At 44.7% G+C, this 15,287-nt stretch carries 16 protein-coding genes; 14 read left to right on the plus strand and 2 right to left on the minus strand.

The features are described from left to right. The first annotated feature begins 13 nt into the window (after positions 1–13). From IGI82_RS05310 to IGI82_RS05365, 12 genes are all read left to right on the plus strand, one after another. Positions 14–748, plus strand: a complete 735-nt coding sequence (locus IGI82_RS05310) for a deoxynucleoside kinase (RefSeq protein WP_087627120.1) — start codon at positions 14–16, stop codon at positions 746–748. A 55-nt stretch (positions 749–803) separates the two neighbouring features. Then, positions 804–1,655: a helix-turn-helix domain-containing protein gene (locus IGI82_RS05315; RefSeq protein ID WP_413153587.1), complete on the plus strand. Its 852-nt coding sequence runs from the start codon at positions 804–806 to the stop codon at positions 1,653–1,655. A gap of 201 nt (positions 1,656–1,856) precedes the next feature. After that, positions 1,857–2,795: an FAD:protein FMN transferase gene (locus IGI82_RS05320; RefSeq protein ID WP_413153586.1), complete on the plus strand. Its 939-nt coding sequence runs from the start codon at positions 1,857–1,859 to the stop codon at positions 2,793–2,795. 24 nt (positions 2,796–2,819) lie between these two features. Further along, the gene (locus tag IGI82_RS05325; RefSeq protein ID WP_005234653.1) at positions 2,820–3,425 is read left to right on the plus strand and encodes an NADPH-dependent FMN reductase; all 606 of its coding nucleotides are present in this window, start codon (positions 2,820–2,822) and stop codon (positions 3,423–3,425) included. A gap of 26 nt (positions 3,426–3,451) precedes the next feature. Continuing rightward, a complete protein-coding gene (locus IGI82_RS05330) occupies positions 3,452–4,672 on the plus strand; it encodes an NAD(P)H-dependent oxidoreductase (protein ID WP_042890446.1) in 1,221 nt (406 codons plus the stop codon). A gap of 261 nt (positions 4,673–4,933) precedes the next feature. Beyond that, positions 4,934–5,983, plus strand: coding sequence for an FUSC family protein (locus IGI82_RS05335; protein WP_438841832.1), 1,050 nt, complete (start codon positions 4,934–4,936; stop codon positions 5,981–5,983). A gap of 235 nt (positions 5,984–6,218) precedes the next feature. Continuing rightward, positions 6,219–8,288 carry a BglG family transcription antiterminator gene (locus IGI82_RS05340; RefSeq protein ID WP_413153584.1) on the plus strand — a complete coding sequence of 690 codons (2,070 nt, stop codon included), beginning with the start codon at positions 6,219–6,221 and terminating at the stop codon, positions 8,286–8,288. A gap of 24 nt (positions 8,289–8,312) precedes the next feature. Beyond that, entirely contained in the window at positions 8,313–8,615 is a 303-nt protein-coding gene (locus IGI82_RS05345; protein ID WP_005225455.1) for a PTS sugar transporter subunit IIB, read from the plus strand. A 31-nt stretch (positions 8,616–8,646) separates the two neighbouring features. Then, a complete protein-coding gene (locus IGI82_RS05350) occupies positions 8,647–9,936 on the plus strand; it encodes a PTS sugar transporter subunit IIC (RefSeq protein WP_008379073.1) in 1,290 nt (429 codons plus the stop codon). Between the two features lie 18 nt (positions 9,937–9,954). After that, on the plus strand, positions 9,955–10,347 hold the full coding sequence (locus IGI82_RS05355) for a hypothetical protein (RefSeq protein WP_016610048.1): 393 nt from the start codon (positions 9,955–9,957) through the stop codon (positions 10,345–10,347). A gap of 22 nt (positions 10,348–10,369) precedes the next feature. Next, positions 10,370–11,236: a class II fructose-bisphosphate aldolase gene (locus tag IGI82_RS05360; RefSeq protein ID WP_087627125.1), complete on the plus strand. Its 867-nt coding sequence runs from the start codon at positions 10,370–10,372 to the stop codon at positions 11,234–11,236. Next, positions 11,237–11,863, plus strand: a complete 627-nt coding sequence (locus tag IGI82_RS05365; protein WP_074932238.1) for a zeta toxin family protein — start codon at positions 11,237–11,239, stop codon at positions 11,861–11,863. Between the two features lie 43 nt (positions 11,864–11,906). Here the strand turns inward: IGI82_RS05365 and IGI82_RS05370 are convergent, their stop codons facing one another. Next, the gene (locus tag IGI82_RS05370) at positions 11,907–12,683 is read right to left on the minus strand and encodes a DUF389 domain-containing protein (RefSeq protein ID WP_438841833.1); all 777 of its coding nucleotides are present in this window, start codon (positions 12,681–12,683) and stop codon (positions 11,907–11,909) included. Positions 12,684–12,694: 11 nt separating this feature from the next. Further along, complete coding sequence (locus IGI82_RS05375) at positions 12,695–12,904, minus strand: hypothetical protein (protein ID WP_438841834.1); 210 nt, start codon at positions 12,902–12,904, stop codon at positions 12,695–12,697. Positions 12,905–13,099: 195 nt separating this feature from the next. On the opposite strand from IGI82_RS05375, the gene IGI82_RS05380 reads away from it, so the two are divergent. Together IGI82_RS05380 and IGI82_RS05385 are read left to right on the plus strand one after the other, a co-directional pair. Next, positions 13,100–13,699 (plus strand): NUDIX hydrolase N-terminal domain-containing protein, encoded by a 600-nt coding sequence (locus IGI82_RS05380; protein WP_438841835.1) that lies wholly within the window; start codon positions 13,100–13,102, stop codon positions 13,697–13,699. A gap of 160 nt (positions 13,700–13,859) precedes the next feature. Beyond that, positions 13,860–15,170 carry an NCS2 family permease gene (locus IGI82_RS05385; protein ID WP_016610053.1) on the plus strand — a complete coding sequence of 437 codons (1,311 nt, stop codon included), beginning with the start codon at positions 13,860–13,862 and terminating at the stop codon, positions 15,168–15,170. Positions 15,171–15,287: the final 117 nt, after the last annotated feature.

A 15,287-nucleotide genomic window follows, 5' to 3' on the forward strand; every position in this document is an offset into this window, starting at 1 on the left:
AAGGATGATGAATGTGTTATTAATCGCAGGAACGATCGGGGCAGGAAAAAGCAGTTTGACTGATTTTTTATCGAAGGAAATGGCGTCGAAGCCTTTCTATGAAAACGTGGAGGACAACGATGTTCTGCCATTGTTTTATTCCAATCCAGAACGATACGCCTTTTTATTGCAGATTTTTTTCTTAAACAAAAGCTTTTTAGGGATGCGGGAAGCTTTGTCCAATGATGACAATGTCATTGACCGCTCCATCTATGAGGATAGTTTGATGTTTCATCTAAATGCGGATCTAGGTCGAATCGCACCGATGGAAGTCGAACAATACGATAACCTGTTGAACACGATGCTGCGGGAATTGGAAGAATCTGCGCCGTTGAAGCATCCAGATCTAATGGTTCATATCAAGGTTTCCTTGGATACAATGATTGAACGGATCAACAAACGTGGTCGTTCCTATGAACAAATTGCCAACGATCCGACATTGTACGACTATTACAAAGAATTAAATCAGCGATACGATGAATGGTATGAAAACTTTGACGTTTGTCCGAAAATGCAAATTGATGGGGATCAATTGGACTTTGTTGCCAATGAAGACAACCTCATGGTGATCCTCGAGATGATCCAAGAAAAACTGGCGGAAGTCCGTCAGACCCATGGCAAAGGCCACTATTGTACGGACAAAGCCATCGCAAAAGGTGATTTTTCTAAGAAAAACGCAGCATCTGTGACAAGCCGACCCAGCAGTTGAGGACAGCTTACGAAAAAAAAGAAGTGTCTTATCGACAATGGGAGGGAGCAAGGTGATGAATGTTGAACGATTTATTGAAGCGAGGAAACAGGCGGGCTTCTCGCAGCAAGAACTTTCGGAAGGAATCTGTACGCAAGCCACTTTGAGTAAATTTGAAAACAACGGGCAGGCACCGTCCCTCAAAATTTTGATCAAATTGTGTAATCGGATCGGCTTGCCATTGGTCGACTTGTTTTCTTCCATGAATGTCGCAACGACCAAAATCAAAGAAGAATTGGCAAAAGCCGAATTCTACTTGATCACGAGCGAGTATGAACAGTTGGCTGCATTGTTAAGTCAAATCGAAGTGAAGCTGATCGATGAACCAGCATTAAAAGCGCAATATGATTATTTAAAAGGCTTTGAAATGATTTTTAATGAAGCTGCGATTACCGATGTCTTGTTTCAATTCGATCAGTTATTGATGAATGAAACGGCGGAGGAATTGTTTGATCTCTTAGCGTATACTGGGATCGGTTTGGTGTATGCCAGAGAAGAAGAATGGGCAAAGGCTGAGTTTTATGTGACGAAGGTCTTTGAGAAAATTTATACCTATCCGATCAAAACGATCGAAGACACGTGGCGGGTGTTGAACATCGTCTTTCATTGCGGCGTCTTTTATGCGAAAGTCGATGATTTGGAAACTAGTGATACCTTGTTGAATTATGTGTTGGCGATTTGTTCCGACAATCATTTGACCTACTACTTGGCTCGCGCGGCAGCCCAACTGACCGAAAATGCCATTCGTGAACAACAGCCGAAAGAAACAATTTTGGAAATGTTACACGATGCACGAGCGTATGCCAAAATCAATAAAAATGTAAAATTACTGGCGCATTTAAAAGCGGTCGAAGAAACGATCAATTAAAAATATATTTTCGACAAAAAAGTTTTGTTGCTCAAATGCTTGATAACTAGCAGTCCTTTCGACGAAGGGACTGCTTTTTTGAATTCCTTTTATATAAAAAAATATATAATCGTGTTGACAAAAAAATATATCGGGAGTATTCTTTAATTGTGAAAAAACTAACATAATTTGAGATGCATCGTTTTGAGGAGAAGGGATTTTATGAAGGCAGCAGTGAGAGAAGCCACTCGCACGATTCAGCGGATGGGCACGTCCATTGAGTTAAAAGTCGCTCATACAAAACCAGAAAGTGTACTGGACGAGCTGGAGACCCAGCTGAAAGGATACGACCATCGCTTTAGTGCCAATGATCCGCGATCGGAATTGAATCAGCTGAATCAGTTGGCAGGACAAAAAGGGCTTGTGCTTGATCCAGAATTGTACCAGCTGATCGAAATCGGCAAACAGCATAGCTGTGCTCCCCACAGTCAGCTGAATATTGCCATCGGTCCACTGGTCCAAGCATGGCGCATCGGGTTTGAAGATGCCTGCATCGTATCAGAGACGCAGGTCAAAGAATTGCTTGCGCTAACGGACCCGCAACAGATCCAATTGGCAGCAGGCAAGGTTTTTTTGAAAAAAGCTGGAATGAGGATCGACCTCGGAGCATTAGCAAAAGGCTACATCGCTGATAAGTTACGCACCCTTTGCCAAGCCCGTGGAGCAGCGTATGGATTGATCAACTTAGGTGGAAATATTGTCTGTTTCGGCGCTGCACCAAATCATTCGGACGGGCATTGGCGGATCGGGATCCGAGATCCCAAAGGTGGTCGGGCAGACACCTTGGGCATTCTGCCAATCAAGGACCAAACCGTCGTCACTTCGGGGATCTATGAGCGGGTCTTGGCCACCGCTGAAGGAACGTATCATCATTTGATTGATCCTCAGAGTGGCTTTCCCATCGAATGTGGGTATTTGAGCATCACGATCGTTGCAGCGACATCGTTACTGGGGGAAATCTGGACTTCGCGCTTGTTTGGCAAGCCCATTCCAGTTGTTTTACAAGAGATTCAGCAGCAGCCAGAAATCGAAGGAATCATCGTAACCAAAGAAAATGAAGTCATTGCCTCTAAAGGCATTCAGGCAAGACTTTTAAGATAGCCCAACCAGAAAGGAAGAGACAGGATGAAATTTATCGGATTCGTAGGAACCAATGCCACTCGTTCCACCAATCGCACGTTGTTGCAATTTATGAAAAAAATGTTTGCCAATGAGGCAGAGATCGAACTAGTCGAGATCAAAGATCTTCCAATGTTCAACAAACCAGAATCAAAGGAGTTGCCCGTACAAGTAACCCAGCTTGCCGAAAAAATCACGGCAGCAGACGGTGTGATCATCAGCACACCAGAATATGATCATGCCGTACCCGCAGCGTTGATCAATGCCCTGAACTGGTTGTCCTATGGAATTTTCCCGTTTGTTGACAAGCCAGTGATGATCACTGGTGCTTCTTATGGGACGTTAGGTTCTTCTCGTGCCCAAGCCCATCTAAGACAGATTCTGGACTCTCCAGAGTTAAAAGCACGGATCATGCCTAGCTCTGAATTTCTATTAGGTCATTCGCTGCAAGCGTTTGACGAGCAAGGCAACTTGATCGATGAAGAGCAGACCCAAAAACTGCAAGGACTGTTCAACGATTTTCTTTTATTTGTAAAAATTACCAGCCAGTTGCAGCACGCCCATGCCGCCAATCAAAAAGAAGCTGCTGAATTTTCATGGGAAACCATCTAATCGCAAAAGATAGGAGCGTAAAGACAATGAAATTGATCGGAATCGTCGGATCAGCCGCTGAAGTCTCCACCAATCGTCAGCTGCTGAACTTTATCAAAAAGCAATACAAAAAGGAATTCACGTTAGAACTTGTAGAGATCAAAGACTTTCCTCTCTTTAATCAAGAGGAAGATCAAACCCAAAGCCCAGCCATCCAGCGTTTGAATCGGCAATTATTGATGGCAGACGGTGTGATCATTGCTACACCAGAGCACAACCATACCGTGACGGCAGGACTGAAAAGCTTGCTAGAATGGCTTTCATTCAAGATCCATCCTCTGGAAAACAAACCAGTAATGATCGTGGGTGCCTCTTACTATGATCAAGGAACTTCAAGGGCCCAGCTGCATCTGCGCCAGATTTTGGACGCACCGGGAGTCAATGCTTTAGTGATGCCAGGAAATGAGTTTTTGTTGGGCAAAGCCAAAGAAGCTTTCGATGAAGCCGGTGATTTGATCGATGCCCGAACGGTTGCTTTTTTAGATGCGACGATCAACAGCTTCTTGCAATTTATCAAAGTCGTTTCTGCCTTAGCGGGTCCTAAACAATTGCCGCCCGAAGACCTCTACGCCACAGGGAAAATCGCAACCACCGTGGAAGGAGTGGATATGTATGATGATCAATGGCTGGAAAAAGCCGCTGAAGCAGTCGGTGCCGTTTCTGGCAATACCTACGTCAAACTAAATCGCGGCTTGCTGACAGTCGATCAGATCAATTACTTCTTAGATTCGATGCCGATGGAATTGACATTTGCCGATAGCAACAACCAATTCTTGTATTACAATCTGCGGGAAGAAGCCCAAAATATGCTGGCAGCACGTGTGCCAGGACAAGTCGGCAATCCATTAGCAAAATGCCATCCTGAAAAATCCTTCAAAAATGTTGAGTGGGTGATCCAACAGCTGCGCAGTGGGGCAACCGACGCGGTTCGGGTCCATGTGCCGAAACAGGTGCCAGAAAAATACATCGTCCACAATTATCAAGCGATGCACGATGAAAACGGCGAATATGCGGGGATCAACGAATACATCCTTGATTTCAAGCCAATCATCGAATGGTATTTGCAACAAACCGGTCAAAAACTTGTCGGCAATGAAGACGCCATTTCCAGTGCTTCTGTGCACCAAGAACCGACCGATGCGGTCACTAGTGCCAGTACTCATGACGCACCTGCAGCAGATGCGGTCACCAGCGCTTCTGTGAAATAAGGGTTGTCTAAAGGGAGAGACGGAATCGCTAGAAGCATTCGCTTGCAATCAGTTGCCAAGCGAATGCTTCTCTTTTTGCTGCTTTTTCATGAATAAACGGTTTTCTATGAGCGATTGAGTTGATCAAGGACATCATTGCGAGGATTTCACAAAGTTTCTGAAAAAAATTTGCATATTCATCTTTTGCTTCGTATACTAGTTTAGGACGTTGCTTATAAAACGGCTGTATCATCGTACATATTTTTTGATAGGAGGAATTGCATGAAAGACAAACGAAAAGTCTTGCGTCCGTTAGGATCAGGGTTTGCGATGGCGGTTCCTTTGTTTATAGGGATCCTCGTTCAGGACCCTTTGATAAGTTCTGTGGGGGCGATGGGGGCTTTTTCCTACTTGGCTTTTCAACATCGGTCCCTTTTTTATAATCTGCGCGCCATTTTGACCCACGGCGCTGCGCTGCTGCTGGCATTTATTTTAGGCGCTGGGACAGCACTGATTCCTTGGAGCGCGCCTTTTATCATCGGTGCGTTATCGTTTTCTGCGTTTTTGTTGTCAAAAGTGATGCGGATCCCCAAGCCCGATTATTTCTTTGTGTTGATGCTTTATGCCACCGGCTTTAATTTTCACGCAGCGCACCTTGGAGAGATCTTGCACCACAGTTCCTATTTGCTTTATGGCATCGCAGGCTCGCTGCTTGCTGGACTGGTGATTTCGTTGGCTGAACAGCTGCCGTTGAAAGAAGAAAAAACGGCCTTTCAACAACTGAGCTTGCACGAGAAATATTCGCTAGCATTATCTCAGCAACCAGAAATGGTCATCAAGGCGCTGCACTTTTCTTTGATATTGTTTGTTGCGACCTACATTGCCTACCTGCTGCGAGACAGCAACGGCTATTGGATCTTGATTTCTGCTGCTGCCGTCTTGGCAGGAGAACATATGGAAAAAATCAAAAATCGCACGATTGGTAGGGTACTGGGAGGAATCGTGGGGCTGCTGCTGGGTTTCTTATTGATGTCCTTGCATATGCCCCTTGAAGCGATCGCAGTGGTATTGATCATTCTAAACATATTGACGGAGTTTTTTATGCCAGTCAATTATACCGTTGCTAATTTTTTTACCAACCCGCAAGTTCTGCTGTTAATGACCATCGGTACTAGTTTTACGCCACTGAAATTGATCCCATTGCGTTTTTCAGGGGCATTGATCGGCAGCGTGCTGGCAATGCTGTTGATCTTTCTAATGGATTGGGCAGTAAAGCAAATGGAGCAAGCACTGGGAAACAAACCAGAAGACACGACGGATCAAACACAATAGAATGCACCATCATCGATAAGCAAGAGCTGTAGCTCTTGCTTTTTTTGCCTTTGATCCTCTATCTAAACGTTATCTCCATCGGATAGGAAAAATAAGGGAAATATGAAATAATCGAGCAAAGGTTCCTATTTTTAAATAGAAGCGTTTACATTTTTGCAAACTAAAGTGGCAGAAACATCTACTTTTTTTGTTGTAAGCGAAATCATATACTCAAATCAGAGAAGGAGAGAAAGTTGTGAAAAAACGAATCGTAGATGTTTTGCATCGCCTGTTGGTGACTGATTATCCACTATCCATCGAGCAACTGGCAGAAGAGACCGCAGCCAGTGGGCGGACGATCCGCAATGATTTGAATGAGATCAACACGTTTCTTGCGGACTTACACATCGGACCGATCCAAACTCTTCGAGGAAAGGGCATCCTTTTGAAACTGACCTCGAAACAGCAAGCCATCGTTTGGCAGGCATTACACGCACAACAGTCGGAATATATGACCCGTGAAGAGCGTCGTTTTGATCTGCTGCTGCATCTGACCTTTTCAAATGAGATCCTGGTGTTGAATAAAAAAGAAGAAGCGTACCAGATATCAAAAAGCAGCATGGATGAAGACATGCGCCGTTTGCGGGCGGACATCAATAAATATGGCATTGAGATCATCAGCCTAGGAAAAAAAGGACTGCGGTTGAATGGATCGGAACGAGCGATTCGGACGATGATTTTTGACATCATCAATCAGCGGATCGGTAGGTTGCCACTTGATAAACAGACCCCAGATTTAGTCTTTACGAAATTGCTTTATCGCTATTTGCCGCAAAAAGAAATCAAGCAGATCCAACTAGTGATGCAAGCAGTGTTGCCGCCAAATCAAAATGAGTTGTATAGCAGCCAAATTTTATTGTTTACCGCCATTTGGCTGATGCGTATCAGAATGAAGGAATTTATCACTCGCATGAACTGGTCTGCTTCCAGCAATCAGCTCCAAGGGTCAGCCTATATCCAGGCGATCGCTGATACCTTTTCGATCGAGCCACCAGAAATCGAAGTCAACTATCTTTCTTTCATCATCGAGTCACTGAACTTTAAAGATTTGTCCAATTCCATCGAATGGGCGCATGCGCAACTTTTGTCGCTGCAGCTGATCCAATTTGTGGAATGCCAAACCAAGATCCCTTTTAGTAAAAAGGAAGAAGAGCTGTTAGAGGGATTGTATAAACATATGGCAGCGCTGATCGTTCGAGCCAAGAGCGGCATTCAAGTACCCAATCCGATCAAAGAGACTGTTCGCAAAAATTATGGACAAATCTACCAAGGCGTCAAGGGCTTCGCCCCCACGATCGAAGAGATCGTCGGTCAACCACTATCAGAAGATGAACTGACATTTCTCGTGATCCATTTTTCTACAGCCCTAAGTTCATTGAACCACGAAATCATTACGAGCTATAAGGCGGTCGTCGTCTGTAACCATGGAATGGCAACCGGCAATCTGCTGGCAGCCAGCCTCAAGGAGAAGTTTCCAGAAGTAGAAGTTGCGGCAGTCTTGAATTCACAAGAAGTCAATTTGATTACGAAATTCGATGTGGATCTGGTTTTTTCAACCTATGAGATCGATTATCGAGAAAAGCCGGTATTACTGATCCCACCGATCATCAATGAAGAAAATCACCAAGTGATCCGCCGTTTCTTAAACAACAATGAACAATTCAAGCGGATCGCCTTTGACCAAAAAAATGCCACGCTGTTCTTCAATCAGTTGCTTACAGTGATTGAAGAAAGCGGCGGGACAGTCGATGCTGCCGCCTATCGCAAATTGACACACTTGTTTGAACAAAATCAATTAGCCATTAATGCAAGGGAGATTCAGCCAATGTTAAAAGATGTTTTATCCGCTAATCATATTCAATTAAACGTTCCTGTTCAAAATTGGGAAGAAGCCATTGAACGCTCTGCGCAGCCGCTAGTAAAAGAACAGATCATCGAAAAACGCTATATCGAGGCAATGGTTGCGGCGGTGGAGGAATACGGTCCTTATATCGTCATTGGCAAACATTTGGCGCTGGCGCATGCACGACCAGAAGATGGCGCCCAGCAGTTGGGTGTGAGTGTCCTCACCTTGGCGCCGCCAGTCGCATTTGGGAACCCAGAAATGGACCCCGTCAAAATCATTTTTTGCTTGGCTGCGGTGGACTCCTACTCTCATCTTGCCATCATGAAGGAATTGATCGAACTGATCAATGATGAAGAAAAAGTCACGCAGTTGCTGGCTTGCTCTACGATTGAAGCTTTTCAATCATTGCTATTTTCATAAAAAAAAAGAAAAGGGGAAAAAATCATGAACAAATTATCGATCTTATTCGTATGCGGTGCAGGTCTTGGCAGCAGCTTTGCGGCTCAGATGTCAACAGAAGATGTCTTAACGAAATTAGGAGTGGAGGCGAAATTGGATCATGTCGATATCTCATCAGCGGTATCAATGAAACCAGACATCATCATTACGGCAGAGAATTTCCGAACGCAATTTGAAAAGTTTGCCTTGGACCCGACAACCGCAATCATTTATTTACGCAACATCGTTTCAAAACCAGAAATCGAAGAAAAAATCACCCCAGTATTAACGGAAAAAGGCGCACTGTAAGGAAGAGGCATGACGAAGGGAGTTTGAAAAAATGGGCATCATCAATTTTATCATTGATAATATTTTAACGCAGGCATCGATCACGATCGCTTTGATCGCGATGTTAGGGCTGCTGCTTCAAAAAAAGTCAGCAGGTCAAGTCATTTCAGGAAGTTTGAAGACGCTATTGGGCTTCCAGGTTTTAAGCGCTGGTTCTAGCATCATCGTCGGTAGTTTGACCTATTTCGGCGAGATTTTCACAGAAGGATTCGACATGCAAGGCATAATTCCTTCCATCGAAGCCATCAACGGGCAAGCGATGAATGAGTTGGGCTTGGGTCGGGACATAGCGCTGACATTTTTAGCCATCTTTGTTTTTAATATTTTATTGGCACGCTTTACAAAATGGAAATATATCTTCTTAACGGGTCAAGCCATTTTATGGATGGCGACCATGACGACGGTCTTTGGCTATTTCGCTGGTTTACGCGGCGTTGTCTTGATTCTTGTCGGTGGGTTGATTGGGGCGATCTTTGCCGTAGCGATGCCAGCGATGGCTCAGCCCATCATCCGCAAAGTCACTGGGTCAGACGACATTGCTCTCGGACATTTCTGTACGATCGGCTACCTCTTTGAAGCAGGCGTTGCCTATCTGTTTGGAGAAAGAGGCGAGAAGAAAAAATCGATCGAAGACATCAAACTGCCACGTTCTTTTGAATTTTTACAAGATACCTATCTTTCTGTCATGGTCGTGATGGTTCCACTGTATATCGTGACGGTCTTGTTTGCTGGAGAAACCTTTGCTTCTACGCTCTCTGGTGATCAAAATTACATCATGTATGCCTTCTTACAAGCCATTCAATTCGTGGTTGGGGTCTATGTTTTGCTAGCAGGCGTTCGGTTGCTCTTAGGCGAGATCGTCCCTGCGTTTCGTGGGATTGCCATGAAATTGGTGCCTGATGCAAAACCAGCACTCGATTGCCCAGTATTCTTCCCATATAGCCCAAATGCAGTTATTTTAGGCTTCATTACTACAACGATTGGGACAGTCATCGCCATGTTCGTTTTACCAGTCTTTGGCTTGGCGATGATCTTGCCAGGGATGCTGACGAACTTCTTTGCAGGCGGTACTGCTGGGATCTTCGGCAATGCGGTCGGTGGACGTCGAGGGGCGATCATCGGAGGGATCTTTCACGGATTCTTCATTACGTTACTGCCAGCCCTACTTGTAACGATCTTCAATCAAATGGGCTTTGTTAACGCTACGGCAACTGATGTGGATACCGTTACGGCAGCCTTGCTATATGCTTGGATCATCAGTCCCTTATTGAAAAACTTTTAATCGCTAGGAGGAAGACGCATGTTCTCTTTTTTCAAAAAAGAAAAAAAGCCCACAGAAACACCAGCGGTTCCTTTGACCGCTGAAGAAAGCCAAGAGGCAGAAGCGCTTATTGCAACACTAGAAAGTCAGTTGCAAGCAGAAACTGACATCGACGAACAAGCAAAATTGTATGAAGCGTTAGGCTTGGCGCAGGCAAAACTATCCCGCACAGAAGAAGCGATCGACGCATTGGAAAAAAGCTTGCAGGCGAAAAAATCGATCGGGGACGGCTACAAAAAACTGATGTCCCTTTACAATGCTCAGCGTGCCGCCGCCGCACGAAACGGCGACGATGCAAAGATCGACTATTACATGGACAAAATGGAAGAAATGCGGCAAATCGCCAAACAACTTACGATCAGCGGCAATTAAACTAGACGAGGTGGAATCAAGGATGTATACAACATTAAAAGAAGTAACGAAAACAGCAGAAGCATTGAATTTTACAGTGGGGGCTTTTAATACCCATAATTTAGAAATGCTGCCAAGTATGCTGTGGGCAGCCAAAGAGATGGGGGCACCCATCATCATTCAAACAAGTATCGATACGGCGAAATACATCGGCTATGATGTCTTGGTCAATGTCGTCAAAACGATTGCCGATCACGAGCTAGTGGACGCTGTCTTGCATTTGGATCATGCCAGAGATTTCGATGAGATTAAAGCGGCGATTGATAGCGGCTATAGCTCGGTGATGTATGATGGCTCGCATTTGCCCTTCAAAGAAAACATTTTGAAAACGCGCGCAGTCGTCGAATACGCTCATGCTCATGGGGTGTCCGTCGAAGGAGAACTAGGAACGATCGGCGGCACAGAAGAGGGCATTCATGTGGAAGAAGACGATAAAGTCTTCACACGCCCAGAAGATGCGGTAGAATTTGTCGCTGCTACTGGCGTCGATGCGCTAGCCATCGCTATCGGAACCAATCACGGTCAATTCCGCTCCAAAACCGAAGTGAATGTTGAGTTATTGAAGGAGATCCATGCAGTCGTCGACGTGCCGCTAGTCATTCATGGAGGAACTGGCGTCAAAGAAGAAGATTATCCCGAATTGATCAATAACGGCATTCGTAAGTTTAATGTAGGTACTGAATTGTTGGTGAACTGGACGAAGATTGCGAAAGAAAATTTTGGGGCAACGGAAGTCAACAAATCTTTGCGCCACAACGTGATCCCATCCAATGAAGCCATCAAAGAAATCGTCAAGCACAAGATCGGCCTTTTCATGAATACGAAAGCGCCGACTGCGATCGGCAAATAGATGGTACGCAAAAAGATGCTTGTTTTATTAGCAGGCAGCCCTGGAACTGGAAAAAGTTATTTACTGAATCTGTTGAAGACACGTTTTCCTGATCTTTTCGCTCTTACGCCAGATGAAATCAAAGAGTGCTATGCCGAATCCCTCGGCTTTGATTCATTGGCAGAAAAAGCCCAGATCGAAAAGCAGTATGTTTGGCCTTTTTACTATCAGGCATTGGGCTTGTACATGTCTTTAGGAAAACGCTTGGTGGTCTCGGAATACCCTTTTAGTGAAAAACAGAAGCCATTGCTAACTTTTCTCGCCCAAAGCTATGGTTATGAGTGCTTGACCATTCGCTTGACTGCTTCTTTTGAAACCTTATGGGAAAGACGTCACTTACGTGATCGAGCGGATGACCGTCATTTAAGTTTCATCATGGAACGGTACCATTACGGGGATGTACTGGAAGATAGACAAGCTGCAACCAACCATATAACCAAAGAAGCGTTTCGGCAAATCATCACTGATCGCCGTTACGATGACTTTCAGTTAGGAGCGCTTATCGAAGTCAATGTGGAAGATTACGAGCAAGTGGATTATCGCCCGTTGATCGAGAGAATCGCTGAACAACTCAATGACTTAAATTGAAGAAAAACAGGCGCTACACCTGAAAAGTGCAGCGCCTGTTTTTTTAGTCTAAGCCCAAAAATTTCGAAGTTCCTTGGTTTTCGACTTGGAGGATTTCGGCTAATACTTTGGCATCAAATTGCCCCTCTTTATTGGCAGAATAGACATTGACCTTGAGCTGGTAGTCGGGCAAAGCATAGTTTTCAAGACTTGCTTCAAGCTGCGCGACCGCTTGTTTCGAGAGTGGTTCACCGACGAGTTTTAATTCAAGGGATTGTTTCTGCTCATTAAGTGTTTGCTCCAGCAAATAATGTTCCCCCAGTTTGGCTTCTACAAAACGCTTGGCATGGTATTCCACGATGGTCGTTTGGATCGTCGTATAAACGAAGAAACTGCCAATGACCGTGATCGGTAAGGCAACCACGGCAAACTTCCACCATTTTTGGTGACGGAAATCCCCATACTGCAACAGCCAGATGGTAATGAACAAGGAAAAACAAATCAAAAAGGAATTGGTGAAGAAGAGTTGAGCAGACTCCCATGAAATCGAATAGTCTTTGATCGACAGCCCATAACCCGTCACACAAAGCGGCAAAATCAGGGACGTCCCGATGGAGACACCGATAATGACATCGTTGTCGCGGCCTCTGACTTTGGCAAAAGCCAGTGCTGAACCACCGATCAATGCGATGCAAATATCCCAAATCGTCGCAGACGTCTGGGTCATGATTTCAGGAGTTGTATCTTTGACTGGCGTGAGTAAGAAAAAGGCAAATGAGATGATAAGTACGATGATGACTTGGATGCTAAAGACCAGCAGCCCTTTTTTGACTAAGCGCAAGTGGGAAAGACCTAAACCAAAGCCGATCCCGTTGATCCCATTAAAAATGGCGAAATCAACATCGCCCCGATAATCGTTGTCGTAGAGTTGTAGTTCAAACCAATCGAAGCAATCAGCGTTGCACAAACTAAAAGTGCATAGACGAGCATCGTTTGGTCCATATCTTTTTGAATTTTTCCAATCAATTGTTCTTTGGAAACTAAATCAGGCGTTAAGTTCACCTTCATCATCCTTTCTGAGAAAAATCGTTCTGCTCTTTTCATTGTCCCTTAAATCGGCTGATTTTACAAAAATCTGCGTTTATCAGGCGATGGCAGCAACGAGAATTCAATGATTGGGTTGCCAATCTTTTGCAAAACCGCCGAATTCCTCTAGAATAAGAAGCATAACAGAGAAATGGAAAAGGCGGGGAATGGATGAAAGATTATTTTGCGCAATACAAACGCCTGTTATCGATCGCTGAAGCAGGTTTGTACTATGGCAAAGATGTGTATGATAAGGAACGTTATCAAGAGATCAAAGAGTTGGCATTGCATTTGATGAGTACCGTCGTGGATCAAGACGCAGCTGCGTTGACCCTTTTAACAGAAAAAAATGAGGGCTATCCTACGCCCAAAGTCGATGTACGAGCATTGATCCAAAAAGGCGAAAAAATCTTGCTGGTGGAAGACAGCCTGACGAAAGAATGGTCACTGCCAGGAGGCTATGCAGAAATTGGCTTGACGCCACGGGAAAACATCAAAAAAGAAGTGCTGGAAGAAACTGGCTTGCTCGTTGAGGTCAAGGAGCTGCGAGCAATTTTTGACACGAATCTAAGACCAGACATTCCGCAAGTGTTCCAATACTATAAGCTGGTCTTTGCCTGTGATGTTTTGGCAGGAGATTTTATCAAAAACAGTGAAACCTCCAACAGCGATTACTTTTCGTTGAAGGAGCTGCCGAAGCTTTCCATCAAGCGCACCACCAAGGAACAGCTGGAGCAATTGGTGTATGAGAAGTCGTTACACGTTGATTAAAAACAGCTAAGGGTAAGATGTTGGAAAAAGCGTTTTATTGGTTTTTTTAACTGAATAATATTTACTTGCAGATAAAGTTGGTTTATGATTGATTTCGTCGTTTTCATTATAAAAAATCAAGCAATGGCGACACCTTTGCTTGATTGCTGGAGGAGTAAAAATGAAGAATCAAATCAATTCCTTTTTTGGGCTGGATGCCTTACAAACAACGGTCAAACGAGAAATCTTAGCTGGTTTTACCACCTTTATCTCGATGGCCTATATTTTATTCGTCAATCCAACGGTCCTTGGGGCATCTGGGATGGACGAAGGTGCCGTCTTTACGGCAACGGCGTTAGCCAGCGCATTGGGCTGTATCTTGATGGGGGTTTTAGCAAAATACCCGATCGCTACGGCACCCGCATTAGGGATCAACGCTTTCTTTTCTTATTCAGTCTGTATTGGAATGGGGGTTCCATGGCAAACTGCATTAGCGGGTGTGTTTGTGGCATCACTGATTTTCATCGTGATCACGATCTTTAAATTACGGGAGCTGATCATTGATGCGATTCCTGCTGATTTAAAATATGCCATCTCTGGGGGGATCGGTCTGTTCATCGCCTTTTTGGGATTGAGCGAAGGCGGGATTATCGTTTCCGATGATTCGACCCTTGTGGCACTAGGCTCATTGAGTGTCGGTACGACGTGGCTGACGATTTTTGGTTTAGTGATCACTGCCGTCTTGATGGTTCGCAGAGTTCCTGGTGGAATTTTTATCGGGATGGCCGCAACAACTGTTTTAGGTCTTTTGACTGGCTTGATCCAAGCACCATCCAGTATCGTTTCTGCTGCACCGAGTATTTCTTCCACATTCTTAGTGGCGCTAAACCATGTAGGAGACATCAACTCCCTGCAAATGTGGGTCGTAGTACTGACTTTCTTACTCGTCACTTTCTTTGATACGGCAGGCACCTTGGTGGGACTTGCCAATCAAGCGGGCTTTATGAAAGACAACAAAATGCCGCGGGTCGGCAAAGCACTTGCTTCTGACTCCACCGCCATGCTCGCTGGTTCTTTATTAGGGACTTCACCAGTAGGGGCATATGTGGAATCCTCCGCTGGGATCGCTGTGGGCGGTCGTTCTGGCTTGACTGCCGTGACGACTGGAGTTTTCTTCTTGTTCGGCTTGTTCTTTTCACCATTGCTATCCGTTGTTACTTCCCAAGTGACGGCACCAGCTCTGATCGTCGTAGGTGTGCTGATGGCACAATCGCTGCGAGAAATCAAATGGCACGAAATGGAAATCGCAATCCCAGCCTTCTTGATTCTACTAGGCATGCCGTTGACCTACAGCATCTCCGATGGGATCGCCTTGGGCTTCATCTTTTACCCAATCACCATGTTAGCAGCCAAACGCGGCAAAGAAGTCTCACCAATCATGTACGGCTTGTTCTTTGTCTTTCTTGGGTTTATGTGGATTTTGAATGTGTGATAGAGACGTTTTAATGTAAACTTAGGATAGGATTTCAACTAATAAAAAACCAGTTAAGCGTGGCTTAGCTGGTTTTTTTATTATATGTCGCTTACTCTAAAAGTGTTCAGAATCGAA

The sequence above is a fragment of the Enterococcus sp. AZ067 genome (assembly GCF_051715005.1).
Classification (GTDB): domain Bacteria; phylum Bacillota; class Bacilli; order Lactobacillales; family Enterococcaceae; genus Enterococcus_D; species Enterococcus_D casseliflavus.

Coding starts and splice junctions, on each gene's coding strand:
- IGI82_RS05325 (WP_005234653.1), top strand. CDS start 2,820: ATGAAATTTATCGGATTCGTAGGAACCAATGCCACTCGTTCCACCAAT.
- IGI82_RS05315 (WP_413153587.1), top strand. CDS start 804: ATGAATGTTGAACGATTTATTGAAGCGAGGAAACAGGCGGGCTTCTCG.
- IGI82_RS05330 (WP_042890446.1), top strand. CDS start 3,452: ATGAAATTGATCGGAATCGTCGGATCAGCCGCTGAAGTCTCCACCAAT.
- IGI82_RS05335 (WP_438841832.1), top strand. CDS start 4,934: ATGAAAGACAAACGAAAAGTCTTGCGTCCGTTAGGATCAGGGTTTGCG.
- IGI82_RS05360 (WP_087627125.1), top strand. CDS start 10,370: ATGTATACAACATTAAAAGAAGTAACGAAAACAGCAGAAGCATTGAAT.
- IGI82_RS05345 (WP_005225455.1), top strand. CDS start 8,313: ATGAACAAATTATCGATCTTATTCGTATGCGGTGCAGGTCTTGGCAGC.
- IGI82_RS05385 (WP_016610053.1), top strand. CDS start 13,860: ATGAAGAATCAAATCAATTCCTTTTTTGGGCTGGATGCCTTACAAACA.
- IGI82_RS05380 (WP_438841835.1), top strand. CDS start 13,100: ATGAAAGATTATTTTGCGCAATACAAACGCCTGTTATCGATCGCTGAA.
- IGI82_RS05350 (WP_008379073.1), top strand. CDS start 8,647: ATGGGCATCATCAATTTTATCATTGATAATATTTTAACGCAGGCATCG.
- IGI82_RS05355 (WP_016610048.1), top strand. CDS start 9,955: ATGTTCTCTTTTTTCAAAAAAGAAAAAAAGCCCACAGAAACACCAGCG.
- IGI82_RS05320 (WP_413153586.1), top strand. CDS start 1,857: ATGAAGGCAGCAGTGAGAGAAGCCACTCGCACGATTCAGCGGATGGGC.
- IGI82_RS05365 (WP_074932238.1), top strand. CDS start 11,237: ATGGTACGCAAAAAGATGCTTGTTTTATTAGCAGGCAGCCCTGGAACT.